The sequence below is a fragment of the Ruegeria sp. BE10 genome, from assembly GCF_056538905.1.
The window spans coordinates 131,655-154,396 of record NZ_JBQFTX010000005.1; the positions used below are offsets into that span (position 1 = coordinate 131,655).

At 58.5% G+C, this 22,742-nt stretch carries 28 protein-coding genes, 1 tRNA gene and 1 riboswitch; of the genes, 16 read left to right on the top strand and 13 right to left on the bottom strand.

The window, feature by feature from the left end; genetic code table 11:
* Positions 1–13: 13 nt before the first annotated feature.
* From ACR0M2_RS12970 to ACR0M2_RS12990, 5 genes are all read right to left on the bottom strand, one after another.
* Positions 14–880 (bottom strand): polyprenyl synthetase family protein, encoded by an 867-nt coding sequence (locus tag ACR0M2_RS12970; protein ID WP_480705433.1) that lies wholly within the window; start codon positions 878–880, stop codon positions 14–16.
* Entirely contained in the window at positions 881–1,123 is a 243-nt protein-coding gene (locus ACR0M2_RS12975; protein WP_058282745.1) for an exodeoxyribonuclease VII small subunit, read from the bottom strand.
* A complete protein-coding gene (locus ACR0M2_RS12980) occupies positions 1,120–2,046 on the bottom strand; it encodes a histone deacetylase family protein (protein WP_480705434.1) in 927 nt (308 codons plus the stop codon). The genes ACR0M2_RS12975 and ACR0M2_RS12980 overlap by 4 nt, the downstream gene beginning before the upstream one ends.
* Positions 2,047–2,115: 69 nt before the next feature.
* Positions 2,116–2,817 (bottom strand): response regulator, encoded by a 702-nt coding sequence (locus tag ACR0M2_RS12985; RefSeq protein ID WP_170349647.1) that lies wholly within the window; start codon positions 2,815–2,817, stop codon positions 2,116–2,118.
* On the bottom strand, positions 2,814–3,326 hold the full coding sequence (locus ACR0M2_RS12990; RefSeq protein WP_170349648.1) for a MarR family winged helix-turn-helix transcriptional regulator: 513 nt from the start codon (positions 3,324–3,326) through the stop codon (positions 2,814–2,816). The genes ACR0M2_RS12985 and ACR0M2_RS12990 overlap by 4 nt, the downstream gene beginning before the upstream one ends.
* 160 nt (positions 3,327–3,486) lie before the next feature.
* Between ACR0M2_RS12990 and ACR0M2_RS12995 the strand changes: the two genes are divergently transcribed.
* The 4 genes from ACR0M2_RS12995 (at position 3,487) to ACR0M2_RS13010 (ending at position 6,366) form a co-directional block, all read left to right on the top strand.
* Positions 3,487–4,353, top strand: a complete 867-nt coding sequence (locus tag ACR0M2_RS12995) for a branched-chain amino acid aminotransferase (RefSeq protein ID WP_170349649.1) — start codon at positions 3,487–3,489, stop codon at positions 4,351–4,353.
* Positions 4,354–4,480: 127 nt separating this feature from the next.
* Complete coding sequence (locus tag ACR0M2_RS13000) at positions 4,481–5,431, top strand: AraC family transcriptional regulator (RefSeq protein WP_480705436.1); 951 nt, start codon at positions 4,481–4,483, stop codon at positions 5,429–5,431.
* Positions 5,432–5,540: 109 nt separating this feature from the next.
* The gene (locus tag ACR0M2_RS13005; RefSeq protein WP_170349651.1) at positions 5,541–5,906 is read left to right on the top strand and encodes an SPW repeat domain-containing protein; all 366 of its coding nucleotides are present in this window, start codon (positions 5,541–5,543) and stop codon (positions 5,904–5,906) included.
* 262 nt (positions 5,907–6,168) lie between these two features.
* The gene (locus ACR0M2_RS13010) at positions 6,169–6,366 is read left to right on the top strand and encodes a hypothetical protein (protein WP_170396731.1); all 198 of its coding nucleotides are present in this window, start codon (positions 6,169–6,171) and stop codon (positions 6,364–6,366) included.
* Positions 6,367–6,399: 33 nt separating this feature from the next.
* Here ACR0M2_RS13010 and cobO read toward each other — a convergent pair whose 3' ends face one another.
* The 5 genes from cobO to ACR0M2_RS13035 form a co-directional block, all read right to left on the bottom strand.
* Positions 6,400–6,999, bottom strand: coding sequence for a cob(I)yrinic acid a,c-diamide adenosyltransferase (cobO, locus tag ACR0M2_RS13015; RefSeq protein ID WP_480647608.1), 600 nt, complete (start codon positions 6,997–6,999; stop codon positions 6,400–6,402).
* A gap of 58 nt (positions 7,000–7,057) precedes the next feature.
* The gene (locus tag ACR0M2_RS13020) at positions 7,058–7,993 is read right to left on the bottom strand and encodes a DMT family transporter (protein ID WP_170376372.1); all 936 of its coding nucleotides are present in this window, start codon (positions 7,991–7,993) and stop codon (positions 7,058–7,060) included.
* Between the two features lie 45 nt (positions 7,994–8,038).
* Positions 8,039–8,701 (bottom strand): HD domain-containing protein, encoded by a 663-nt coding sequence (locus ACR0M2_RS13025; RefSeq protein WP_480705438.1) that lies wholly within the window; start codon positions 8,699–8,701, stop codon positions 8,039–8,041.
* The gene (aroC, locus tag ACR0M2_RS13030; RefSeq protein WP_480705440.1) at positions 8,685–9,785 is read right to left on the bottom strand and encodes a chorismate synthase; all 1,101 of its coding nucleotides are present in this window, start codon (positions 9,783–9,785) and stop codon (positions 8,685–8,687) included. The genes ACR0M2_RS13025 and aroC overlap by 17 nt, the downstream gene beginning before the upstream one ends.
* Positions 9,786–9,880: 95 nt before the next feature.
* Entirely contained in the window at positions 9,881–10,321 is a 441-nt protein-coding gene (locus ACR0M2_RS13035; RefSeq protein ID WP_480705442.1) for a 6,7-dimethyl-8-ribityllumazine synthase, read from the bottom strand.
* A 74-nt stretch (positions 10,322–10,395) separates the two neighbouring features.
* Positions 10,396–10,543: riboswitch (FMN riboswitch) on the bottom strand.
* Between the two features lie 109 nt (positions 10,544–10,652).
* On the opposite strand from ACR0M2_RS13035, the gene ACR0M2_RS13040 reads away from it, so the two are divergent.
* Positions 10,653–11,261, top strand: a complete 609-nt coding sequence (locus ACR0M2_RS13040; RefSeq protein WP_480705443.1) for a glutathione S-transferase — start codon at positions 10,653–10,655, stop codon at positions 11,259–11,261.
* A 41-nt stretch (positions 11,262–11,302) separates the two neighbouring features.
* On the opposite strand, the gene ACR0M2_RS13045 is transcribed toward ACR0M2_RS13040, so the two are convergent.
* Positions 11,303–11,761 carry a c-type cytochrome gene (locus ACR0M2_RS13045; RefSeq protein ID WP_170349659.1) on the bottom strand — a complete coding sequence of 153 codons (459 nt, stop codon included), beginning with the start codon at positions 11,759–11,761 and terminating at the stop codon, positions 11,303–11,305.
* A gap of 485 nt (positions 11,762–12,246) precedes the next feature.
* Here ACR0M2_RS13045 and petA point away from each other — a divergent pair, with 485 nt between their 5' ends.
* The 4 genes from petA (at position 12,247) to ACR0M2_RS13065 (ending at position 15,537) form a co-directional block, all read left to right on the top strand.
* A complete protein-coding gene (gene petA / locus ACR0M2_RS13050) occupies positions 12,247–12,831 on the top strand; it encodes a ubiquinol-cytochrome c reductase iron-sulfur subunit (RefSeq protein ID WP_170349660.1) in 585 nt (194 codons plus the stop codon).
* Between the two features lie 11 nt (positions 12,832–12,842).
* Positions 12,843–14,174, top strand: coding sequence for a cytochrome b (gene petB / locus ACR0M2_RS13055; protein WP_170349661.1), 1,332 nt, complete (start codon positions 12,843–12,845; stop codon positions 14,172–14,174).
* 17 nt (positions 14,175–14,191) lie between these two features.
* On the top strand, positions 14,192–14,977 hold the full coding sequence (locus ACR0M2_RS13060; protein WP_170360923.1) for a cytochrome c1: 786 nt from the start codon (positions 14,192–14,194) through the stop codon (positions 14,975–14,977).
* A gap of 146 nt (positions 14,978–15,123) precedes the next feature.
* Positions 15,124–15,537: a nuclear transport factor 2 family protein gene (locus ACR0M2_RS13065; RefSeq protein WP_170349663.1), complete on the top strand. Its 414-nt coding sequence runs from the start codon at positions 15,124–15,126 to the stop codon at positions 15,535–15,537.
* Positions 15,538–15,548: 11 nt separating this feature from the next.
* On the opposite strand, the gene mtaB is transcribed toward ACR0M2_RS13065, so the two are convergent.
* Positions 15,549–16,805: a tRNA (N(6)-L-threonylcarbamoyladenosine(37)-C(2))-methylthiotransferase MtaB gene (mtaB, locus tag ACR0M2_RS13070; RefSeq protein WP_480705445.1), complete on the bottom strand. Its 1,257-nt coding sequence runs from the start codon at positions 16,803–16,805 to the stop codon at positions 15,549–15,551.
* Positions 16,802–17,644, bottom strand: coding sequence for a diaminopimelate epimerase (gene dapF / locus ACR0M2_RS13075; protein WP_480705447.1), 843 nt, complete (start codon positions 17,642–17,644; stop codon positions 16,802–16,804). Before dapF ends, mtaB begins: the two co-directional genes overlap by 4 nt.
* 211 nt (positions 17,645–17,855) lie before the next feature.
* Between dapF and ACR0M2_RS13080 the strand changes: the two genes are divergently transcribed.
* The 7 genes from ACR0M2_RS13080 (at position 17,856) to ACR0M2_RS13110 (ending at position 22,690) form a co-directional block, all read left to right on the top strand.
* Positions 17,856–17,931 (top strand) — tRNA-Lys (locus ACR0M2_RS13080).
* A gap of 397 nt (positions 17,932–18,328) precedes the next feature.
* A complete protein-coding gene (locus ACR0M2_RS13085; protein WP_170349678.1) occupies positions 18,329–18,757 on the top strand; it encodes a hypothetical protein in 429 nt (142 codons plus the stop codon).
* Positions 18,754–19,419, top strand: coding sequence for a MotA/TolQ/ExbB proton channel family protein (locus tag ACR0M2_RS13090; RefSeq protein ID WP_480705449.1), 666 nt, complete (start codon positions 18,754–18,756; stop codon positions 19,417–19,419). The genes ACR0M2_RS13085 and ACR0M2_RS13090 overlap by 4 nt, the downstream gene beginning before the upstream one ends.
* A 31-nt stretch (positions 19,420–19,450) precedes the next feature.
* A complete protein-coding gene (locus ACR0M2_RS13095) occupies positions 19,451–19,777 on the top strand; it encodes a biopolymer transporter ExbD (protein WP_170550152.1) in 327 nt (108 codons plus the stop codon).
* The gene (locus ACR0M2_RS13100) at positions 19,774–20,151 is read left to right on the top strand and encodes an ExbD/TolR family protein (protein WP_170349681.1); all 378 of its coding nucleotides are present in this window, start codon (positions 19,774–19,776) and stop codon (positions 20,149–20,151) included. The genes ACR0M2_RS13095 and ACR0M2_RS13100 overlap by 4 nt, the downstream gene beginning before the upstream one ends.
* Positions 20,148–21,293, top strand: a complete 1,146-nt coding sequence (locus ACR0M2_RS13105; protein WP_480705451.1) for a TonB family protein — start codon at positions 20,148–20,150, stop codon at positions 21,291–21,293. The genes ACR0M2_RS13100 and ACR0M2_RS13105 overlap by 4 nt, the downstream gene beginning before the upstream one ends.
* Positions 21,294–21,667: 374 nt before the next feature.
* Positions 21,668–22,690, top strand: coding sequence for a porin (locus ACR0M2_RS13110; protein WP_170360912.1), 1,023 nt, complete (start codon positions 21,668–21,670; stop codon positions 22,688–22,690).
* Positions 22,691–22,742 lie beyond the last annotated feature (52 nt).

Here is a 22,742-nt window from a genome sequence, read left to right on the forward strand (position 1 = left end):
TGGCGTTCCTGGCTTAGCTGTCCCGGGCAATAACGAAGCGGGCGGCGTCCTTCAAGGTTTCTGCCAATGCGCCATAGCCGTCCAGTGCGGCGCAGCCTTGATCCACCAGCTCTACCGCTCGGGCTTTGGCCGCATCCAGACCCAACAGTGAAACAAATGTGGCCTTGCCAGCCTGGGCATCCTTTTGCAGGCGTTTTCCAGCCTTTTCGGCATCACCCTCGACATCCAGAATGTCGTCCGCGATCTGAAAAGCAAGCCCCAGTGCCCGGGCATATTGGCGCAACGGCCCGGGGTCGGCCTGCGCCAAACGTGCGCCTGCACATGCGGACCATTCAATAAGGGCACCGGTCTTACCCGCTTGAAGGCGCGTGATTTCGTCCAGGGTCAGCGGTGCTGCAGCCGTTTCCGCCGCGATATCCAGCGCCTGACCCAGCACCATACCTTGCGCTCCGCTGGCCTTGGCAAGGGTCAGAGCCAATTCTGCCCGAACCTCGGCCGTGCCGACCTCGGGGCGGGTGCAGAGTTCGAAGGCCAGCGTTTGCAACGCGTCCCCGGCCAGAACGGCGGTGCCTTCGTCCCAATTCACATGAACCGTGGGCCGCCCACGGCGCAGATCGTCGTCATCCATACAGGGCAGATCGTCATGGACTAGTGAGTACGCGTGCAGTGCTTCGATCCCGGTGGCGGGCCAAACGGCGCGACTTGCATCCACGCTGTGCAGGCGCGCGCTTTCCAGCACCAGAAACCCACGTAACCGTTTGCCACCTTTGGTGGCATAGGCCATCGCACGGGTCACATTCAGATCGTCCAGCGCGCCCAGAACCAGATCGAACTGATCCTGAATCCGCGCCGCATCCTGCGCTAGTATTTCACGAAACATTTACTGACCTTCGACAGGCGTCGTCCCGGTCGGCTGACCGTTGGCGTCCAGAGTAATAGCGGCCACCTTTTCTTCGGCCCGCTTCAGTTCCTCCTCGCAGCGCTTTTTCAACGCCGCGCCGCGTTCATACAACGCGATGGACTGGTCCAGCGCCACATCGCCGCGCTCGAGCTGGCCAACAACGGCCTCAAGCTCTTTCATCGCCTGTTCGAATGTCATCTGGTCTACTGGAGTATCGGTCATCGGGCTGCCTTCATCAATTCTTCCACATGGGCGAGTGTGGCCTGGGCCAGTGCGTTCAGATCATACCCGCCTTCCAGAGTCGAGACGATACGTCCCCCGCAAAGCTCATCGGCTATGTTGCAAAGCTCTGCGGTGACCCAGGCAAAGTCACCTGTGGACCAGTTCAGATTGGCCAATGGATCGTCCTGATGCGCGTCAAATCCAGCCGAGATGATGATCAGGTCCGGCTTGAAGGCGCGCAGGCGCGGGAAGGCCTGTGTTTCATAGGCCGCGCGCATCTCTGCCCCGCCGGAACCGGGGGGCAGGGGGATGTTGAGAATGGTCTCATACGCGCCGGTTTCATCCGGACGCCCCGATCCGGGCCATAACGGCATCTGCTGGCTGGTGATCACAAGTGCGCGTTTCTCATCCCACAGCAAATCCTGCGTGCCATTGCCGTGATGCACGTCAAAATCAACCACTGCGACGCGGTTCAGCCCGTGGTGATCCAGCGCATGTTTCGCCGCCAGCGCGGCATTGCCGAACAAGCAAAACCCCATCGCGGTGTCAGTCTCGGCGTGATGCCCCGGAGGCCGGATCGCACAAAACGCATTTTGCGCCTCACCGCCCAGCACCATATCCACCGCCCGCACCACAGCCCCCGCCGCGCGATAGGCCGCATCGACCGAGCCCGGAGACATGAACGTGTCCCCGTCGATCTGGGCAAAGCCCTCCGCGGGGCGCATTTTGCGCACATCCCGGATGTAGCTTTCCGGATGTATGCGCAGCAGATCGTCATCCGCCGCCAGTGGCGCTGTCACCCGGTTCAGGTCCAATGACTCCAACGCATGCAGGATATGCTCCAGCCGGGCCACCCGCTCAGGGTGCCCATCCGGGGTGACATGCTCCAGACAATCCGCATGAGTCAAAAGGGCGGTTTTCATATCGATCCCCTGTTCATCTGGCTAAAAATACCTTCGCCGAAGGCCAATAGTCGCCGCGAAGCGGCCTGATCAATCCGGCGCCAGCATATACCCGGCGCCCCGGACCGTCTGCAGATAACGTGGCTGCTTTGGGTCTTGTTCGATCTTGCGCCGCAGCCGGGTGATTTGCACATCAACCGCGCGTTCCTGCGCCTGTCCCTTGTCGCGGCCCAGATCCTCGACCAGCTTGGCGCGGCTGATCGGCTCACCGGGTTGGGTCGAGAAGATCTTCATCAACTGGCTTTCCGTCGCAGTCAGACGCACCGGTTCTTCGCCCTGCCACATCTCACCACGTTCCACGTCATAGCGGATCGGGCCGAGGGTCAGAATCTTGGTCGCCGTATCCTGGGCAGGCGTTTCGGGCATCCGCCGCAGAATGGCGTTGATGCGCAACAACAGCTCTTTCGGTTCGAACGGCTTGGCCAGGTAATCGTCCGCGCCAGCCTCAAGCCCGGCGATCCGGTGTTCGGTCTCACCACGCGCGGTCAACAGCAGGATCGGGGTTGAATGGGTTTCGCGCAGCGTTCTGGTCAGGCTTACGCCGTCTTCGCCCGGCATCATCACGTCCAGAACGATCATGTCGAAGTCCAGCCCCGAAAGTACCCGCCGCGCATGGGCGGCATCACGGGCGGCGGTCACCAGAAACCCGCTGCGCATCAGGAATTTCTTGAGCAGATCACGAATACGCTCATCGTCGTCGACGATCAGCAGATGGGCATCCAAATCGCTCATGAGGTCGTATCCCGCAGTTTCGTGTAAGCATGACGCATATCAGCATCCATCATTGCTTCAAGTACTTTACGAAATCCTGATACCGCCTCGGGGCCCGCATCCTTGTAGGCGGCGCGCATTCGCACCCGCTGAGCCTCAGAGAGTTTGGCCTCAAGCGCCTTGCCTTTTTCGGTCAGAAACAGATGGCGTTCGCGCTTGTCCACTGTGCCCACGCGGCTTTCGACCAGCCCGTCATCGATCAAGGTCCGCAGTACCCGGTTCAGCGACTGTTTCGTCACGCCCAGGATTGCCAGCAAGTTGTTCACGGTCGTTCCTGGCGCGCGGTTGATGAAATGAACGGCGCGGTGATGGGCTCGACCATAGGCGAGTTGCGCCAGAATGCGATCAGGATCGGCGGTAAAGCCCCGGTAAGCGAAAAACATCGCTTCGATCCCTTGTCGCAACTGTTCGTCGGTCAAAAACAAAAGGCTTTCACCGCCAAACACTTGGGCGGGGCGCGTATCCGACATCATTTGCCTCATTCGTTACTCAGGACCGACTTTATGTCAGCGTTATTGACATTCCAAGAGTGGACAGGTATCGAACCGCAGTTTCTGCGCAACTTTATGTCCGCATCGGACTTAAATGGCGCAACAAGCGAAAAATTCAACCCAGTTCAGGAGGTTTCGCATGGCGGGGTATGATGATCGTGACGGCGTGATCTGGATAGACGGTGAACTGGTGCCTTGGCGCGATGCCAATGTACACATCCTGTCTCATGCAATGCACTATGCGTCCTCGGTGTTCGAAGGTGAGCGCGCATATAACGGCAAGATCTTCAAAAGCCGCGAGCATTCCGAGCGTCTGATCGCATCTGCCGATGCGCTGGACATGCCGATGCCTTATACGATCGATCAGATCGAAGCCGCCAAGGAAGAAACCCTGAAAGCCAGCGGTCTGCAGGACGCCTATGTGCGGGTGCTGGTCTGGCGCGGTTCGGGCGAAGATATGGGCGTGGCCTCGGCCCGAAACCCGGTACGTATGGCCGTCGCGGTTTGGCCTTGGGGCGCCTATTATGGCGACGCTAAGATGCAAGGCGCCAAGCTGGACATCGCCGAATGGAAACGCCCCAGCCCCGAAACCATCCCGGTTCACGCTAAGGCGGCGGGTCTCTACATGATCTGCACCATTTCCAAGCACAAGGCCGAGGCCAAGGGCTGCTCGGACGCGCTGTTCATGGACTACAACGGCTATGTGGCCGAGGCGACCGGTGCCAACGTGTTTTTCGTCAAGGATGGCGAGGTACATACTCCGTTGGCCGATTGCTTCCTGAACGGCATCACCCGTCAGACCGTGATCCAGATGCTGAAAGACAAGGGCATCAACGTGATCGAACGTCGTATCAAGCCCGAAGAAATGGCTGATTTCGAGCAATGCTGGCTGACCGGCACAGCGGCCGAGGTCACTCCGGTGGGGCAAATCGGCGACTACACTTTCGAAGTCGGAGATCTGACCCGCGAGATCGCCGCAGATTATGAGGCGCTGGTACGCGCCTGATCTGACCAGAAACGCACAGTTTTGAACCCCCGCGTTTCGTGGGGGTTTTTCTTTGCCCACCGTTCAAGTTCTTGTGCAGATCGTTCAACGGGCTGGACGGCAGCGCAGGCAGCGATAGGTTACGCTCATGTTGGACCTGCTCAGCGATATCCTCACCCGCCTGTCTTTGCGGGGGACATTCTATTTCCGCACGTCATTCACGCCGCCTTTCGGTATCCAGGTCCCTGCCTATCAAAATGTCGCCCGCTTCCACTTTGTTCAGCGTGGCGAATTGAAGGTTTACGTCTCTAACACAGGGGAAACGCTGCGGCTCAAGCAAGGCGATTTGATCCTGATCCCGCACGGGGCCGCGCACGCGCTGCTGTGCAATGAGATCAAGCCACTGGACGCGTTGCCATTAGAGCAGGTTCTGGAGGAGGCCGGTTATCAGGGCGATGGCGTCCTGATTTACGGGGGCGAGGATAACAGCCGCGATACTCAGCTGGTGTGCGGCCATTTCTCATTCACTGGCCCGCCGGGACGAAGGGGCGCAGGTCATATGCTGATCGACCGCTTGCCGTCGTACATTCTGATCGAAAACTACGGCGAAGAGGCCGGTGCCTGGATCGAAGCGACCCTGCGCATGATCGGGTCCGAGATCAACGGTGCCCGTATCGGGGGCGACCTGATCGCCCTGAAACTGTCCGAAGTGCTATTTGCGCAAGCTATACGCGCCCATCTGGAATACCAAAGCCCCAGCGATACCGCCTTGGCCGGGTTCGCTGATCCGCGCATCTCGCGGGCGCTGACCGCCTTTCATCAGGCCCCCGCACAGGAATGGAGTGTAGAGTCACTGGCGCGTGAGGCCGGGATGTCACGTACCGCCTTCGCGCAGTTGTTTGCCGAGAAGATGAACGCGACCCCCATGCAATATCTGACGGATTGGCGCATGCAGATCGCCTGTCACGGCCTGACTGAGAATCGCTGGAACGTGGCGGATGCGGCGGCCGAGGTTGGCTATGCGTCAGAAGCGGCCTTTTCCCGCGTGTTCAAGAAACAGATTGGCCTATCTCCGGCAGCTTACCGGTCCATGCACTGATCCGCTGGATCTTCGAACGATCTGCAATGTTTCGCGAACGATCCAGAATTAAACGTCCGACTATCCAATCTTAACTTGGTGCCATGCCAAATTAGGAAAGGAAAAAACAATGTCTGTCCGTTTTGTTACCCGCACTGTGCATGCTTATCTTGATTATCCGGTTGCTCTGGCGCTGATGGTGTTGCCTTTTGTTTTAGGGTTGGGGCAATCCAACCCAATGGCGTTGTGGCTGTCGGTAGTCACCGGTGTCGCGGCGCTTGTTCTGACCGTGCTGACCGACCACCATCTCGGCGTCTGGCGGGTTCTGCCCTATAAATTCCACCTGGCGGTTGATTTGCTTGTCGGCGTCACGTTCCTGGCCGCACCTAGCCTGTTTGGTTTTACGGGGCTGGACGCAATTTACTACTGGCTGAATGGTGCGGCGGTGGTTGCTGTGATCTCGCTTAGCGCGTCGGAACAGGGCGCAACCGCCTGAATGTGAAATACGCCCACTTTTATGTCTGTGAGTCGCTTGTTTTAAGGACAGGCGACTCATCCGCTCATCAAACGCACCACACCTGATCACGCGGCGCTTTTGCCCTTGCAATTCCCGACTAAAATAATCAGATAAAGAGTAACGCTGGGTATGATACTATCCGGCACCGAATTTCGAGGCGGTTTGCGGGCTTAGCGCGTGACTTGGTGAGAGCCCGCCGCCGCCTCGGAAACGAAACAGACTGGCATGGAAAGAGCTTGGTATGGGCGATCCGCTGGACGAAATCATGGCACGGTACGAGGCCGCAACCGCGTGCGGCTGCTGTTGTGACGACGATTTTTGCGCCTATGTCGACAAGAAAAAACCTGCCACAGATGCCAAGTCATCCGACCGTTTACCTGACAGCGCCGCCAGCCAACGCGGGTCGGTCCGGTTTCTCAATGAAAACCGGGCGGGATAACAGCCCCGGTTTGGGGCTGTTTAGACTCTGTTTTCAGAAATCCACGCCGCGCTGTGCTTTGATCCCGGCTTGGAACGGGTGCTTTTCTTCGGTCATTTCAGTGACCAGATCGGCATAGTCGCGCAGCGCTTGCGGAGCGTCCCGCCCGGTCAGGAACACGCTGGTTTTGTCTGATCGCTCGTTCAGCCCGTCAATCACCTGATCAACCGACAGATATTCATAACGCAGGGCGATGTTGATCTCATCCAGTACCACCAGATCATAATCCCCGCTGGCCATCAGCGCGCGGGCCTTGTCAAAGGCGGCATTAGCGGCTGCGATGTCACGCTCGCGGTCTTGGGTGTCCCAGGTAAAGCCCTCGCCCATCGTGTGCCAGGTGACCAGATCACGTTCTTCGAAGAAACGCCGCTCGCCGGTTTTCCACTTGCCCTTGATGAACTGGACCACGGCGACCTTCTGCCCCCAACCCAGGGCGCGGATTACCACGCCAAAAGCAGCCGAGGATTTGCCCTTGCCTTTGCCGGTGTTGATCAGCACCAGCCCACGGTCGGGATCGACCGCCTCTGAGACTTTCTTGCGGTGCTGAGCCTGCACCTTTTGCATCTTTTCCTTGTGATCCTGCGCGTCGCTCATGGGGAACCCTCATTTTGTGTCGCGCCACACCCTAGGGGAAGTTTGGCAAAGGTAAAGGTCAGGCTTTGGGATCTGTGACGGCGCGGGCGCGTCCACGTTCCAGACCCAGCTGATGTTCGCGCCAGATCACCACAATATTGCCGGCGATCACTAGTGCCGCACCGATCAACATCACCAGTGTCGGGAGTTCGCTGAACCAGAAATAGCCGATGACAATGGCAAACAACATCGAAGTATAGTCGTAGGGCGCTAACATCGACGCTTGACCAAAGCGATAGGACGAGGTCACCAGAATCTGCGCCACACCGCCGATCAGCCCGGCCAGAATCAACACGGCGGCTTGCTCCCACGTGGGCAGGACCCAGCCCCAGAAAACGGTCAGACCGGACAGCAAGGTCGCGGTCATCGAGAAATAAAACACAATGGCCGCCGGGTGGTCGACCTGCACCAACTGCCGGATGTGAATCTGCACAAAGGCGCGTGCAACGGTCGCTCCTAGTATGCACAGCGCGCCGATGGTTGCGGCGGCCTCCATGTTGTTGCCGCCTAGTCGGGGCCAGATCATGATCAGAACACCCAAAAGGCCAATTGCCACGGCGGCGATCCGAATCTTGCGGATGCGCTCGCCCAACATGATCGCGGCCAGAATCAGGGTGAAAATCGGGGTCGCGTAACCAATTGCCGTGGCCTCGGGCAGGGGGATCAGACCAAGGCCAGTAAAGGTCAGCCCCATCGCTGTGGTCCCAAGTACGCCGCGCCAGAAATGACCCATGGGTTTGCGAACAACAAAGCCTTGCGCCAATTCTCCGCGTGAGATCAGCCAGATGACGATCACTGGAATGGCGAACAGTGATCGGAAGAACACCATCTCGCCGGGTGGAAAGTGATCAGACTGCGACTTGATCAACCCGGCCATCACGGTGAACAAAAAAACCGCGCTCGTTTTCAGAGCGACGGCCAGCAGCGGTCGATGCGATGTTAACGGTTTTGCCATCGGCGCGAACCTGCGCCTTTGTTCGACAAAGATCAACGCGTGGAATCAGGAATTCGTCCAGTCCGCAGGCAGAGACTGGCCGATCTCGTCCGCGAAGTCATCCAGAAAGCGGATCATCAGCTCGATGCGTTGTCGTGCAAGGGTTTTTCCGCCCTCGGTCAGCATGTCACTGGGCAGGCCCAGCAGCTTTACCTTCCAGTGATCCAGCGAATAGGTCAGATCGTCCAAGGACCGATTTGCGGCAAACGGATCTGCCGGATCGTACAGCGCCCGTCCCAAAGCGCCTGAAACCGAAAAGTTCCGCGCAATGCCGATCGCGCCCAGCGCGTCCAGCCGATCCGCATCGCGTAAGATGCAGGCCTCGGGTGAGACTGGCGTGATATTGGCAGAGAAGCTGTGTGCCTCAATCGCATGCTGAATGGCGCGAGTTTGGTCTGGGCCATAGCCGAGTTTGCCCAGTATAGGCTCTGATTCCTGCGCGGACTGGCGGGATGCCAGATGGCGATCCGGGTCGTCTTTGGACAGGTTCACCAGATCATGCAGATAGCTGGCGGCCAGCAACACGGGCATGTCGGTCTGATCGTCCGCAATGGCCTGCGCGTTCACCCAAACTCGGTCCAGATGGGCCAGATCATGCGCCGGGTCGGTCTCCATCCGCTGCGCGACGATGGCGCGCAGGCGCGCGCGCAGATCAGCCGATCCGTCCACGGTTCTCTCCGATCTGGCCACGGTGCAGCAGCAAGTGGTCGAGGATGACGCAGGCCATCATTGCCTCGCCCACGGGCACAGCACGGATGCCGACGCAAGGATCGTGGCGCCCTTTTGTAATGATCTCGGTTTCCTCACCGGATTTAGTGATGGTTTTGCGGGTGGTCAGGATCGACGAGGTCGGCTTCACCGCAAATCGCACCACAAGATCCTGCCCAGTCGAGATACCGCCCAGAATACCGCCCGCATGGTTGGAGCTGTATTGCGGACCGTCCTGCCCCATGAAAATCTCGTCTGCGTTGGCTTCGCCGGTCAGTTCGGCGGCGGCCATACCTTCACCGATCTCAACACCTTTGACGGCGTTGATCGACATCATCGCAGCGGCCAGATCAGTGTCTAACTTGGCATAAACGGGCGCTCCGATTCCCGGCGGAACGCCGCGCGCTACCACTTCAACCACTGCGCCGACCGAATTGCCGGATTTGCGCAGGTCATCCAGATAGGTCGCCCAGTCTTCGGCTGCTGCCGCGTCAGGTGTCCAAAACGGGTTCTGTTCGATCTGCGACCAGTCAAAATTGGCGCGGTCAATCTTGCGCGGCCCCATTTGCACCATATAGCCGGTGATCTGCACATTGGTAGCGATCTGTTTGATAGCTTCGCGCGCCAGCCCCCCGGCGGCCACACGCGATGCGGTTTCCCGGGCCGAACTGCGCCCGCCACCGCGGTAATCCCTGATACCGTATTTCTGCCAATAGGTGATATCGGCGTGACCCGGCCGGAACTTGTCCATGATATCGCCGTAGTCTTTTGAGCGTTGATCGGTGTTCTCGATCATCAGTTGCACGGGCGTGCCGGTGGTCTGGCCTTCAAACACGCCGGACAGGATTTTAACCTGATCAGGCTCACGTCGCTGGGTAGTGAATTTGTTCTGCCCCGGTTTGCGCTTGTCCAACCAGTGTTGAATCATCGCCTCGTCAATCGCAACGCCCGGCGGGCAGCCATCGACGGTGGCACCCAAAGCGGGCCCGTGGCTTTCGCCCCAGGTGGTGACGCGGAAGAGGTGTCCAAAGCTGTTCATCGACATGGGGCATGCTCCTTTGCGCGTCGTGATTAGCGGGCAAGGCCCGCGGCCTCAAGCGGATTTGCGGTTGGGGCCGTTTGACCCCAACCTTGTTCACATCACGCAGCCGCCGCCAACCCGGCGCGGGTCTGGGTTATTTTCAACGCCGCCTGTGCCGCTTCGCGGCCCTTTTGCACAAAGTGGTCGCGGTAGATGGCATTGTGGTGGTCGGTTTCCTGATACTGGTGCGGGGTCAGCGATACCGATAGGACCGGAATACCTGTGTCCATCCCAGCGCGCATTAGCCCGTCAACCACGGCTTGGGCAACGAAATCGTGCCGGTAGATACCGCCATCCACGACGAATGCGGCGCAGGCGACCGCGGCATAGCGCCCGGTTTGGGCCAGGTCGCGGGCCAGCAGCGGCATCTCGAACGCACCGGGGACGTCATAAATGTCGACCTGCTCGGCGGGAATGAGGTCCAGAAACCCATCCAGCGCGCGGTCAACGATATCGGAATGCCAGTTGGCTTTGATAAAAGCATAGCGGGTGTGTGTCATCATGATCTCCTTTCGTAACAGACACGTCACCCAAGGCGATCACGAGCAAATACGCCGTATCACCGGCGTTACTTGCACGTTCTCTTCCATCCGGACTTTAACCGTCGGCTCTGGCCTCTCACCAGATCTGCTGACACCCCGGTCAACGGGGCCGCTCGCGGGCTTACGGGTCTTGGCCCGCATACCGCCGGTGGGGAATTTCGCCCCGCCCTGAGAACGGGATCGACATTGCCAAGGCCCGCGCCGTTCCGCAAGGGTGAAGGTGCTGGCAATTGACGGGTTTTGTTTCAAACCAGCTGCTGTAGGGTTTCTGAAGCCAAGGAGAATGTGAATGAAACTCTATCACAGCCCGATGTCCCCCTATGTGCGTAAGGTTATGGTTTTGCTGCATGAAACCAGCCAACTTGACGATGTCGAGGTGATGACCATTGCCAATACGCCGTTGGATCCGTCCGATTCCCTGCTGGGCAAAGTGCCGTTGACCAGAATCCCCGCGTTGGAGCGGCCCGATGGCCCGACATTGTTCGACAGTCGGGTGATCTGCGCCTTTCTGGACGCACGTGCCCAGGCCGGGATGTACCCCGAGGGTTCCGGGCGCTGGGACGTGCTGACACTGGAAGCGCTGGCAGACGGTATTATGGATTCAGCTTTGGCGGTCGCCTATGAAGAGCGTTTCCGCCCCGAGGATAAGCAGTGGGACCTTTGGAAGGATGCGCAATGGAGCAAGATCGAACGCGCCTGCGCTGCGCTGAACCAACGGTGGATGGCCCATTTGGCGGGTCCACTGGATATGGGCCAGATCGCTGTGGCCTGTGCACTGGGTTATCTGGACCTGCGGCATGATGCGCGTGGCTGGCGTAAGGGCAATGATGCCTTGGCCGCGTGGTACGCGGATTTCAGCGAACGGCCAAGCATGGTTGCCACCCGCCCGCCAGCCTAGGAAACAGGCCCCGCGCCGAGGATGGGGCGGAGCCTTTTGCATTACTGACTGCTGAAGGTGGCCAGATAGGCAGCAATGTCTTCGGCCCCTTTCTTCAGCTTCACGCTCATGTTCGGGCGTGCGGTTTCGTCATTCAGGTAATCCTGAATAAACCCAATCGGGTCTTGCGAGTAAGCGATGATATTTTCCTCGGTCCACACAAGCCCTTCGTTGCCCGCACGGATCATGTCATCAGTGAACATTCCGATGGGCAGGCGTTCGCTTCCGTAAAGATAATCAGTCTCGGATCCGGCAACACGACCTACCACACCATACAGATTCGGCCCGGTGATGCCGCCTTTGACCAAAATTTCTCCATCTTTGATGATCGCGTGGCAAGAAGAGCAGCGGTTATATAGTTTTTCACCCTTTGCCGGATCGCCAACGGCCACGGCCTGAGACGCGATGGCCAGAAAAAGGGTCAGCGTTGGTGCAAAAAGTTGTGACACGGGGTTTGACATTGAAAACGTCCTGCAGAGGTTGGAATTTCCTTGCCTTTCGTGGATTCCCGTTAAAAGTGCAATCGAATTCAGGCGTATATAACCCGTTATAAAATATACATTTTTAACTCAGTTTTTAATTGGTCACACATTCCAGAAAAGTGGAAAATAGAGTGGCAGAATCTGGTCTGAATCTTGCCCGATGCCCGCTTTCTTGCGGGGCAAAACCCAGTTCTGCATGCCGGTTTCGACCTCAGTATGCCTCACCCGAATCACATGGGCAGCAGGTTTGGACAGGCGGTGGGTTCCCCCGCTTAAATCTGTCCCCATCTTGAAAAAATACCCCGTCGTTGTGACATGAATGCCCTGTTGAGGCGTCCTGCGCGCCTATGACCGCTGGACGAACCGATTTCTCCCGGCTAGATAGCCGCGATGAGACGCCGCTTTGATGCGGTGCTGATGCATGTTTGCCCGCAATCGCGGGCGCCGGAATCGGAGAAAACCTCGTGTCCCACGCAGAAGACCACGAAGGCACCCGCAGAGATTTCCTCTACTACGTCGCAGGCGGCGCAGGTGTCGTTGCGACGGGTGCAGCCGTATGGCCCCTGATCAACCAAATGAACCCATCGGCAGACGTTCAGGCGCTGTCCTCGATTCGCCAGGACGTCAGCGGTGTCGAGCCGGGCACGCAGCTGACCGTCAAATGGCTGGGCAAGCCTGTATTTATCCGTCACCGTACCGGTGCTGAGATCCAAGAGGCTCAGGAACAGGACGCCGAAGGCGTAGATGCACTGCCTGATCCGCTGGCGCGCAACTTCAACCTGCCTGCCGATGCGCCCGCAACGGATGCCAACCGCGTGATGCCGTCGCCCGAAGGCGAAGCGCCCGGCGCATGGATTGTTCAGATGGGCGTTTGCACCCACTTGGGCTGTGTCCCTCTGGGCGATGCGGGTGATTTCGGTGGCTGGTTCTGCCCCTGCCACGGTTCGCACTATGACCTTGCCGGTCGTATCCGCAAAGGCCCCGCGCCTGAAAACCTGCCCGTTCCGCCCGTTGAATGGGTGGATGCGACAACCATCAAGCTCGGCTAAGGGAGACCCAGATGTCCGGAATTCCCCACGATCATTACGAGCCGAAGACAAATGGCGAGAAGTGGCTGAACAGCCGTCTGCCGATCGTCGGCCTGCTGTATGACACCCTTATGATCCCAACGCCTAAGAACCTGAACTGGTGGTGGATCTGGGGCATCGTCCTGGCGTTCTGCCTGGCGCTGCAAATTGTCACCGGTATCGTTCTGGTGATGCACTACACCCCGCATGTCGATCTGGCTTTTGCTAGCATCGAACACATCATGCGCAACGTGAATGGTGGCTATATGCTGCGCTACCTACACATGAATGGCGCATCGCTGTTCTTTGTTGCGGTATACATCCACATCTTCCGTGGCCTGTTCTACGGCTCGTACAAAGCCCCGCGTGAGATCACGTGGATCATCGGGATGCTGATTTACCTGATGATGATGGGCACCGCCTTCATGGGCTACGTTCTGCCTTGGGGTCAGATGTCCTTCTGGGGTGCAACCGTGATCACCGGCCTGTTTGGCGCGATCCCGTTCGTGGGTGATGCGATCCAGACCTGGCTGCTGGGCGGACCTGCGGTGGACAACGCCACGCTGAACCGCTTCTTCTCGCTGCACTACCTGCTGCCGTTTGTCATTGCGGCGCTGGTGATCGTGCATATCTGGGCCTTCCACACCACTGGCAACAACAACCCAACAGGTGTTGAAGTGCGCCGCGGTTCGAAAGCCGAAGCCGAGAAAGACACGCTGCCGTTCTGGCCGTACTTCGTGATCAAAGATCTGTTCGCACTGGCTGTGATCCTGGTTGTGTTCTGGGCGGTCGTCGGTTTCATGCCGAACTATCTGGGCCACCCGGACAACTATATCGAAGCCAACCCGCTGGTGACGCCTGCGCACATCGTGCCCGAATGGTACTTCCTGCCGTTCTACGCGATCCTGCGTGCCTTCACTGGTGAGGTCTGGGTTGTGCAGTTCGCCAGCTTCATCACCGGCGGCATTGTTGACGCCAAATTCTTTGGTGTGATCGCGATGTTCGGTGCGATCCTGGCCATGGCGCTGGCGCCCTGGCTGGACACGTCGACTGTGCGTTCGGGCAAATACCGCCCGCTGTTCAAATGGTGGTTCTACCTGCTGATCATCGATTTCTTTGCCCTGATGTGGCTGGGTGCGATGCCCGCGGAAGAGCCCTATGCGACCTTCTCGCTGATCGCGTCCGCCTACTGGTTCGCTTATTTCTTCGTGATCCTGCCGATCCTTGGCGTGATCGAGAAACCTCTGGCCCAGCCCGAGACCATCGAAGAAGACTTCAACGCGCATTATGGCAAGGCTGACGCCGACGCCACGCCGGCCGAGTAAGAAGAGGGACCGGAAACATGTTCAAGAAACTTGCAATCGGTGCCGCGTTTGCTCTCGCCCTTGCTCCTGCTGCGTCCTACGCGGCAGGCGGCGGTGAACAGCATATCGAGGACTTCCACTTCTCGTTCGAGGGGCCGTTTGGCACCTGGGATCAGAACCAGCTGCAGCGCGGTCTTCAGATCTATACCGAGGTTTGCGCGGCTTGCCACGGCCTGAGATACGTGCCCCTGCGCGACCTTGAAGCGCTGGGCTATTCGGAAGAAGAAGTCATCGCCTATGCGGCGGGCAATTTCGAAGTGTTCGACCCCGAGCTGGACGATTTCCGTCCGGCCATTCCGACCGATCACTTCCCGGCAAATGACGGCGTTGGCGCACCGGACCTGAGCCTGATGGCCAAGGCCCGTGCGGGCTTCCACGGTCCTTACGGTCTGGGCATCAACCAGTTCTTCAAAGGCATGGGTGGCGCGGAATACATCGCCTCGCTGCTGGATGGCTATACCGGCCATGAAAAAGAAGAGGCCGGCACGATCCTGTACGAAAACACCGCCTTCCCAGGCGGCTGGATTTCGATGGCACCGCCCCTGGCCGAAGATCAGGTGGAATTCGCTGATGGTCACCCGGCCACGGTCGAAGCCTTGTCCGAAGACATCGCGGCCTTCCTGATGTGGACAGCCGAGCCGAAGATGATGGAGCGTAAGTACTCCGGCTTCGTCGGTGTGATCTTCCTGTCGCTGTTGTCGGTGCTGTTGTACCTGGTCAACAAACGCCTGTGGGCAGGTGTGAAAGGCAAGAAGTCCGTCTGATCGGATTTTGCTTCTGAATGTTGCGAGGCCCGGTGTTCGACACCGGGCCTTTTTTGTTCGGCTGGCTGCCGGTGTTATACTCGCCTCGTCCTTTGTTGTTTCTGGGGCAGCACATTTTCAGCGCATTACATTTGGGAGAACGAATTATGGACACGCAGAGCAATGTCGAAAAGATGCGGAAAGCCTTTGCAGAATGGAACGATTGCAAGGCGTCAGATATCGGTATGTGGGAAAAATACACGACCGAGGATCTGTGCATGCGTTCGCTGGGCCGGGGCCAATACGGGCTTGATTTCAGCTGTGGGCGCGATGGTCGGGCCGAGATGCAGGAATATCTGGAAGATCTGACTGCCGCATTCGAGATGCAGCATTGGACCCTGAAAGACACCATTGCACAGGATGACCGTGTTGTCGGCATCGGCGCCTGTGCCTGGACGCATAAAGGCACTGGCAAGACGGTAGAGACGCCGATTTTGATCATTTGCCGGTTTCGCGACGGGCTGGTCTGTGAATACGAGGAATTCTATGACACCGCAGCGGTGTCTGCGGTCACCACCTAAGCAGCTTTACCTCAGGCAGTCAGCTGTGTGTCTGAGCGCCCTAGCACTTTGGCCGTCACAATCTGCCCCTCGGTATGCGGGGTGTTGAACGCGACCTCGGTGAACTGCTCGGTCCGGCCCATATGCGGGTTTTCCATCAGGATGTGATGGGTCTTGCCGATCTGTTCGTTCAGGTGCTTTGCGACCTGTGCTTCACCCGCCGCGCGCAGCCGGGCGGCACGGTCCTTGATGATGTTGCCGTTGATCTGCTGCGGTATCCGAGCCGCTGGGGTGCCGTCGCGCTTGGAATAGGGAAAGACGTGCAGCCAAGTCAGATCACAGTCAGTGACCAGTTTCAGAGAATTCTCGAAATGCGCCTCGGTCTCAGTCGGGAAGCCAGCGATGATGTCGGCACCAAAGGTCATCTCAGGCCGCAGCTTGCGGGCCTCTTCAGTAAAGCGGATGGCATCGTCACGCAAATGGCGGCGCTTCATCCGTTTCAGGATCAGGTCATCCCCGTGCTGTAGCGACAGGTGCAGATGCGGCATCAGGCGTGGTTCGGTTGCGATGGCCTGCATCAGGTTCTCATCCACTTCGATCGAGTCGATGGAGCTGATCCTCAGCCGCGGCAGGTCAGGCACCAGTTTCAGGATGCGCATGACCAGATCGCCCAACTTGGGCTCTGCGGGCAAGTCCGCCCCCCATGAGGTCAGGTCAACGCCGGTCAGAACAACCTCGTTATAACCGCGGTCCACCAACCGCTTGATTTGATCCACCACCACGCCCGCAGGGACGCTGCGTGAGTTACCGCGGCCATAAGGAATGATGCAGAAGGTACAGCGATGGTCACAGCCATTCTGGACCTGCACATAAGCGCGCGAGCGGGTGCCGAATCCGTCAACCAGATGTCCCGCTGTCTCAGTCACCGACATAATGTCGTCGACCTGCACAGCCTCGGTTTCACCGATGAAATCCGCGGCCATGCCTTTCCAGGTGTCCGGCTGCATCTTCTCGGTGTTGCCGATCACCGCATCGACCTCCTCCATCCGGGAAAAGGTCTCAGGCTCGGTCTGCGCAGCACATCCGGTCACGATCAGTCGCGCGTCGGGGTTTTCACGGCGCAGCTTGCGAATCTCTTGCCTGGCCTTGCGCACGGCCTCGGCAGTTACAGCGCAGGTATTCACCACCACCGCGTCGGTTAGACCTGCCTGTTGCGACAGTTCTTTCATCGCCTCGGTCTCATAGGCGTTCAGGCGACAGCCTAGCGTGGTGAATTTGGGCGCGCTCATCCCAGCGAACCCAGAAATTCCGGGGTCAGAGTGCCCGAAAACACATGGCAGGTCGGACCGGTCATCCAGACCCCATCTTCGCGCCAGTCGACCCAAATGGTGCCACCGTCCAGATCGATCTGCACCTTGCGACCAGTCAGGCCAAGACGGGCAGCAGCCACAGCCGTCGCGCAGGAGGACGAGCCAGAAGCCAACGTGATTCCCACGCCCCGCTCCCAAACACGCATGCGGATGTGGTCCGGTCCGATGACTTGCGCCACCTGAACATTGGTGCGCTCAGGGTACAGCGGGTGATATTCGTACCGCGCGCCAAATTCTTCCAGGGGAATCGCCTCGGCGTTTTCGACAAAGAACGTGCAATGGGGATTGCCCATACCGGTCGCGGTCGGAGTACCCTCGATCGGCAATTCCAGGGTATCGACCTCTTCAGCTAACGGGATCTCGTGCCAGTCCAGTTGCGGCTGACCCATGTTCACCGAGGTTAGGCCATCCCCGGCATCGCAGGCAAAAAGCGTGCCGCGTTCGGTGGTCAGCGTCAGTTCCGATTTGCCGCTTTCTTCCATCAGGAAACGGGCGATACAGCGCGTGGCGTTCCCGCATGCCGCTGAGGTCGACCCGTCGGCGTTATAAAACACCAGATGCGCATCTGCGTTACCGTTTTCTATCACGGCCAGCTGGTCGAAACCCACGCCGAACTGTCGGTGCCCGATTCCCCTAGCAAGCGCAGGCGAAATCTCAACACTTTGCGCGCGCGCATCTACAATGACAAAGTCATTGCCAAGCCCGTGCATCTTCATGAAGGGCAAACCAGAGGTCATCATTCGTTGCATGGCCGGCATATAACCACGCGTTTGAAAGGAATCCACCCTGCGATGCAGATTCCTGAAAAAAGGGGTTGACCCCCCCGCGTCACCTCCCTAATTAGGCCGCCTATCGGGACGCCGGAAACAAGTTAAGTGACGGTGAAACGAGGTGCAAAATAAGGGCTTGAACCCAGTCGGGAAAATACCTTAGAGAGCGCCACGGATCGAACAGATCCAACAAAAGAGTGGGCCGTTAGCTCAGTTGGTAGAGCAACTGACTTTTAATCAGTGGGTCGCAGGTTCGAATCCTGCACGGCTCACCACTTTTTCAATAAAAGCAAGATTTGTCGTGGAGCAGAAGCTGACGTTACCACGAGGTTTGTTTGCACCCCTTCCCCGATAGCTATTCACGTGTGAGTGTGCTTGCGAACAAGAAATTTAAGCCGATCAGACCTGAAGTGGGCGCAGGTCCGACATGTAAGTCTGTTCGTGCCAGTGAGTGGACTGCGCGATGACACATAGGACTGCCCGCAACTGCCCCAGTGACATCAACTAGAGCAGCACGCTGTTGCCCTTGACCCGGCAATAGGGTTGAACGGGTCGAAAATCGCACTTTATCACAAAGATGTCCGCAACCCTTTCGCGCCCCAGCGGTCTTGGATAAGACGGACATAGCGCTGTCAGAACCTCTGCCTGCGTGAAACAATTGGGAGCGTATTCATGAAGTTTCGCCCTTTGGCCCTTGCTGCCATCGTTAGCACGCTGCCCTTTGCGGCTCAGGCCCAAACGGCGAAGGATGCGCCGGGGTTGGTGGTCGAGCTGAACGCGACTGAAGATGTCGAAGGCGCCTGCCGTTTGACCTTTCTGGTCGAAAACGAAACTGCAACGGCGATCGACACTGCCAATTATCAGGTGGTGATTTTCGATGCCGCTGGTGTGTTCGAACGCTTTACCCTTTTTGGATTTCGGGACCTGCCAGCGGAACGCCCCCGCGTGCGTCAGTTTGATGTACGCGACATCGCCTGTGAAAATCTTGGGCGGGTTCTGATCAATGGGCTAAGCGGCTGTACCGTCGACGGTGCTGACAGCGAAATCTGCGACAAGACACCAACCTTGCGCAGCCGTACTGAAGTGGAGCTTTTGGGATGAGTATTCTTGACGCCCTGCGCGAAATTCTGGCCCTGGGCGGGCCGGTTGTGGCCATCCTGATCGCCATGTCCGTGGTGACGCTGGCAGTGACGCTTTACAAGCTTTGGCAATTCGCCGCCTCGGGTGTTGGTCGGCACCGGGTGCTGTCGCAGGCGCTGGACGCTTGGGATGCCGGTGACAAGCAAGCCGCCCGCGCGCGACTGGCCAAAAGCAACAGCTATCTTGCGCCGCTGGTCGGCGTGGCGATGGATGCGCCGGACGCACCCGGTCTGGATCAACGGTTGGATGCCGAGGCGGGGCTGGCGCTGGCCGGGCTTGAACGTGGTTTCCGTCTGCTGGATACGGTGGCGCAGCTGGCGCCGCTGTTGGGTCTGTTTGGTACGGTTCTGGGCATGATCGAAGCGTTCCGCAGTCTGCAATCCGCCGGGTCCTCGGTTGATCCGTCGCTGTTGGCGGGTGGTATCTGGGTGGCGCTGGTGACCACTGCGGTGGGCCTGGCGGTAGCGATGCCGACCTCGATGGTGCTGTCGTGGTTCGAAAGCCGCACCGCACGGGAACGGGTGTTCGCCGATAAGGCGCTGCGCACCGTACTGGTGCCGGGGCAGGCCATCCCGCTGGCCGAGGACGCACAGAGCATGGCGGCCACGCCCGGACATGCGTAACCTCGCACCCTTTGTCAGGCGACCACTAGCGATGACGCCGCTCATCGATGTGATCTTTCTGTTGCTGCTGTTTTTCATGCTGACCTCGACCTTTTCCAAATATGGCGAGATCGAGCTGAGCGCCGCCACAGCGGGTAGCGCGTCTGCGAACACACCCAAAGACCGCGCCTTTGTCCAGCTGGGAGAAGAAAGGCTGGTTCTGAACGGTACTCCGGTCACGCTTGCGGACCTGACCACACAGGTGACGACCGGGCAGGTGCTGGTCAGTTTGGACCCTGACACGACGGCGCAGCGGCTGGTGGACCTGCTGGTTTTGCTGCGCGGGCGCGAGGGCCTCAGCGTTCTGGTGTTGGAATGATCCGTCCTGGCCGCCCCCGCCGCAAACGCGACTCGACCATTGCGCTGATCAATGTCGTGTTCCTGATGCTGATCTTCTTTCTGATCGCGGGAACGGTGGCCACGCCGCTGGATCCTGATCTGAATCTGGTCGACACGTCCGAGTTGGAAGGCCGCGAACCACCCGATGCGCTGGTGTTGCACCGGGACGGAACGCTCAGCTTTCGCGGCGCGCCGATGGACCCCGAAACCTATATGACAGGGCGCGACCCCGGACCGGTACGTATCGTCCCGGATCGCGAGGCGCCGGGCGCTCGGCTGATGGAAGTGACGGCTGAACTGCGGCGACTGGGCGCCGTATCCGTGTTTGTCGTGACCGAAAAGGCGCTGGAATGATCCGGGGGTCGGTGGTCATTGCGGTTCTGGCCGCGCTTCTGTCGCTGCTGCTGCATCTGACGGGGCTGAGCCTGACCGCACCCAGACTGACCGGACAATCAGGTGACACTGATACACCCGACAGGGTTGAACTGGGCAACAGTTTCGAAGATCTGGTTGAAGCCGTCGCTGAACCTGTTGAGCCCGAACCGGAGGAAACGCCTGAACCTCCGGTCGAAGACCCGCCCGAACCTGCCGAGATTCCAACCAGCGAAGTGCATGTGGCCTCGGACGATCCCCAACAAACCTTTGCGCCCGATACGGGCACCTCAGAAGTGTTGCAGCCCGTTTCCCCCGAACCGGTCGAGTCAGAAGCCCCCGAACCCCAAGAGACCACGGATGGCGACCAGAGCGCCAGTGACGAGGTGGAAGAAAATCCGGACGTAGAAACTGCCGAGGTTGTCGAAGCCCCAGAAAGCAACCCCGAGGTGACCGAGCCGATTACTGAGGCCGCGGCAACTGAACCGGTTGAGGCCGAGCAGCTTGCCGCGCTGCCGGACCCGTCGGAAGACGTATTGCCATCAGTTGCGCCGGATATCCCCACCGAAAGCGAGGCGGTCGAGCCCGATATTCCCGCAGCCCAAGCCGAATCCGCACCGCAGGCAGAGGAAAGCAGCGAAGGATCAGAGCTGGCTGTGGCCTCTTCGATCCGCCCACAACTGCCGGATCGTCGCCCACAGTATGAACCGCGGGACGTGTTGCGTAGCGTGCGGGATTTCAGCAACCTTCGGTATCCATCGCGCGAAATTGAATCCCCCCTGACCACATACGCGCGCCGGGGTGTCGACAGGTTTACTTCGGGCAATAGCGGAAGGCGCTCAGGCGGGCGAGGGCCCGGAAATTCTGACCGGACGAATTATGCCGGAGAGGTTCTGGTTCACCTGAACCGCGCGCCGATCGTCTATACAGCAGCGCGGGGCTTTGCGAGGGTGTTTTTCGTGATCAAGCCGGACGGAACTCTGGATTATGTCGAAGTGGTGGATACCAACGGCACACCGGATCTTGAACGGGCAGCCAAGGCACAGGTGGCAGCGGCCTCACCCTTTCCGAAACCGCCCGGAGGTGTCAGCCGGTCACTGTCTTTTGTCTATTACGGCAACTGATCTGCCGAAGAGCTTGGCAGGCTGAGCAGGTATATTCGAAAGCGTTGGATTTTGCCGATCAGCGTGGCCGTAAGGCGTTGGCATGAGTATCGAAAACACCATTTACGGCTATTGGGTCAGTCTCTTTAAATTAAAGAGGTCGCGGCCTTTTTCTGCGATCAACTTTTTGTAACGGCTTCTGGAAGCTATGCTAATTATCTAAAAATAAACAATAAAAATTAGATTATCTGATTTCACCTGTGCAAAGTTGCAACGCAAGCCGAGGGCAAGACGTTCGAATGTCCGCGGGCCCTGTTGAGCATGCCCGCGATTTGTTCGACTAGGCGCTCAGCCACACTTTGTAGCCAAACTCCTCTCACTCTCATGGACTTATCATGAAACAACTTCTTTTTGCGTCGACCGCAACAATTGCAACCGCAGGCATCGCAGCGGCCGAATCCGGCATCAACCTCAGCGGCTATGGCCGTTTTGGTATTGGTTACCTTGAGGACCGTCAGAACACGACACTGACCACCACCACAGCCAATGGTACGGTAAACCAATTCACGGCAGATTCTGACGAGGCCATCCTAATCTCACGTTTCCGTCTGAATATTGACGGTTTCACGGAAACTGACGGTGGCGTTCGGTTTGAAGGTCGTGTTCGTCTGCAGGCCGACGAAGACTCCGACACTGGTGAAGCCAACAACGCCGGTCTGAACGGCGCGCGGTTCTCTGTTATCTATGGTGGCTTACGTGTTGACGCCGGCAACGTGGCTGGTTCATTCGACAACCTGGATGACTATTTCGGCACCGAGCCCGGCCTGGAAGAGTTTCTGGGTCAGTATTCGGGCGTGAACTACTCATTCCTCGAGTATGAATCGACCGGTTCGGGCGACAATGCCGTGTTCTTCCAGTACACCGTTGGTGATTTTGCTGTTTCGGCGTCCTACGACCAGAACACCATCTTTGCAAACAATGGCACTGGCGCAACCACGGACCGTGACCGCTGGGACGTAAGTGCGGCTTATACTTTCAACAACATCACCGCCTCGCTGGTTTATGGTGAAACCGATGAAGGTGATGGTGTCGAAAAGGAAAGCCTGACCGTCTTCACTTTGGGTGCCGAATTCAATGACTTCTACGGAACGCTGTTCCTGGCGGACGACGATGTGGCCGATGATGATGAAAACGGCACTGCTTACGGTTTCTCGGTCGCCTATAACCTGGGTGCAGCGACCACGTTGCAGTTGGTCTATGGTGACGGATCGGCCGATAATGACACGCGCAACATCGGTGTGGGCGCCATCTATGATCTGGGTGCGGGCGCTACACTGCGTGGTGCTGTTGGCGAAGTTAAAGACGGTGACGACGACGGCCGGATTCAGGCCGACTTTGGTGTCTGGTTCAACTTCTAAAGTGACCTGATTGACCTAGATTCAAGGGCGGGCCTTTGGGCTCGCCCTTTTT

Coding starts and splice junctions, on each gene's coding strand:
- ACR0M2_RS12970 (WP_480705433.1), bottom strand. CDS start 880: ATGTTTCGTGAAATACTAGCGCAGGATGCGGCGCGGATTCAGGATCAG.
- ACR0M2_RS12975 (WP_058282745.1), bottom strand. CDS start 1,123: ATGACCGATACTCCAGTAGACCAGATGACATTCGAACAGGCGATGAAA.
- ACR0M2_RS12980 (WP_480705434.1), bottom strand. CDS start 2,046: ATGAAAACCGCCCTTTTGACTCATGCGGATTGTCTGGAGCATGTCACC.
- ACR0M2_RS12985 (WP_170349647.1), bottom strand. CDS start 2,817: ATGAGCGATTTGGATGCCCATCTGCTGATCGTCGACGACGATGAGCGT.
- ACR0M2_RS12990 (WP_170349648.1), bottom strand. CDS start 3,326: ATGTCGGATACGCGCCCCGCCCAAGTGTTTGGCGGTGAAAGCCTTTTG.
- ACR0M2_RS12995 (WP_170349649.1), top strand. CDS start 3,487: ATGGCGGGGTATGATGATCGTGACGGCGTGATCTGGATAGACGGTGAA.
- ACR0M2_RS13000 (WP_480705436.1), top strand. CDS start 4,481: ATGTTGGACCTGCTCAGCGATATCCTCACCCGCCTGTCTTTGCGGGGG.
- ACR0M2_RS13005 (WP_170349651.1), top strand. CDS start 5,541: ATGTCTGTCCGTTTTGTTACCCGCACTGTGCATGCTTATCTTGATTAT.
- ACR0M2_RS13010 (WP_170396731.1), top strand. CDS start 6,169: ATGGGCGATCCGCTGGACGAAATCATGGCACGGTACGAGGCCGCAACC.
- cobO (WP_480647608.1), bottom strand. CDS start 6,999: ATGAGCGACGCGCAGGATCACAAGGAAAAGATGCAAAAGGTGCAGGCT.
- ACR0M2_RS13020 (WP_170376372.1), bottom strand. CDS start 7,993: ATGGCAAAACCGTTAACATCGCATCGACCGCTGCTGGCCGTCGCTCTG.
- aroC (WP_480705440.1), bottom strand. CDS start 9,785: ATGTCGATGAACAGCTTTGGACACCTCTTCCGCGTCACCACCTGGGGC.
- ACR0M2_RS13035 (WP_480705442.1), bottom strand. CDS start 10,321: ATGACACACACCCGCTATGCTTTTATCAAAGCCAACTGGCATTCCGAT.
- ACR0M2_RS13040 (WP_480705443.1), top strand. CDS start 10,653: ATGAAACTCTATCACAGCCCGATGTCCCCCTATGTGCGTAAGGTTATG.
- ACR0M2_RS13045 (WP_170349659.1), bottom strand. CDS start 11,761: ATGTCAAACCCCGTGTCACAACTTTTTGCACCAACGCTGACCCTTTTT.
- petB (WP_170349661.1), top strand. CDS start 12,843: ATGTCCGGAATTCCCCACGATCATTACGAGCCGAAGACAAATGGCGAG.
- ACR0M2_RS13060 (WP_170360923.1), top strand. CDS start 14,192: ATGTTCAAGAAACTTGCAATCGGTGCCGCGTTTGCTCTCGCCCTTGCT.
- ACR0M2_RS13065 (WP_170349663.1), top strand. CDS start 15,124: ATGGACACGCAGAGCAATGTCGAAAAGATGCGGAAAGCCTTTGCAGAA.
- mtaB (WP_480705445.1), bottom strand. CDS start 16,805: ATGAGCGCGCCCAAATTCACCACGCTAGGCTGTCGCCTGAACGCCTAT.
- dapF (WP_480705447.1), bottom strand. CDS start 17,644: ATGCCGGCCATGCAACGAATGATGACCTCTGGTTTGCCCTTCATGAAG.
- ACR0M2_RS13085 (WP_170349678.1), top strand. CDS start 18,329: ATGAAGTTTCGCCCTTTGGCCCTTGCTGCCATCGTTAGCACGCTGCCC.
- ACR0M2_RS13090 (WP_480705449.1), top strand. CDS start 18,754: ATGAGTATTCTTGACGCCCTGCGCGAAATTCTGGCCCTGGGCGGGCCG.
- ACR0M2_RS13095 (WP_170550152.1), top strand. CDS start 19,451: ATGACGCCGCTCATCGATGTGATCTTTCTGTTGCTGCTGTTTTTCATG.
- ACR0M2_RS13100 (WP_170349681.1), top strand. CDS start 19,774: ATGATCCGTCCTGGCCGCCCCCGCCGCAAACGCGACTCGACCATTGCG.
- ACR0M2_RS13105 (WP_480705451.1), top strand. CDS start 20,148: ATGATCCGGGGGTCGGTGGTCATTGCGGTTCTGGCCGCGCTTCTGTCG.
- ACR0M2_RS13110 (WP_170360912.1), top strand. CDS start 21,668: ATGAAACAACTTCTTTTTGCGTCGACCGCAACAATTGCAACCGCAGGC.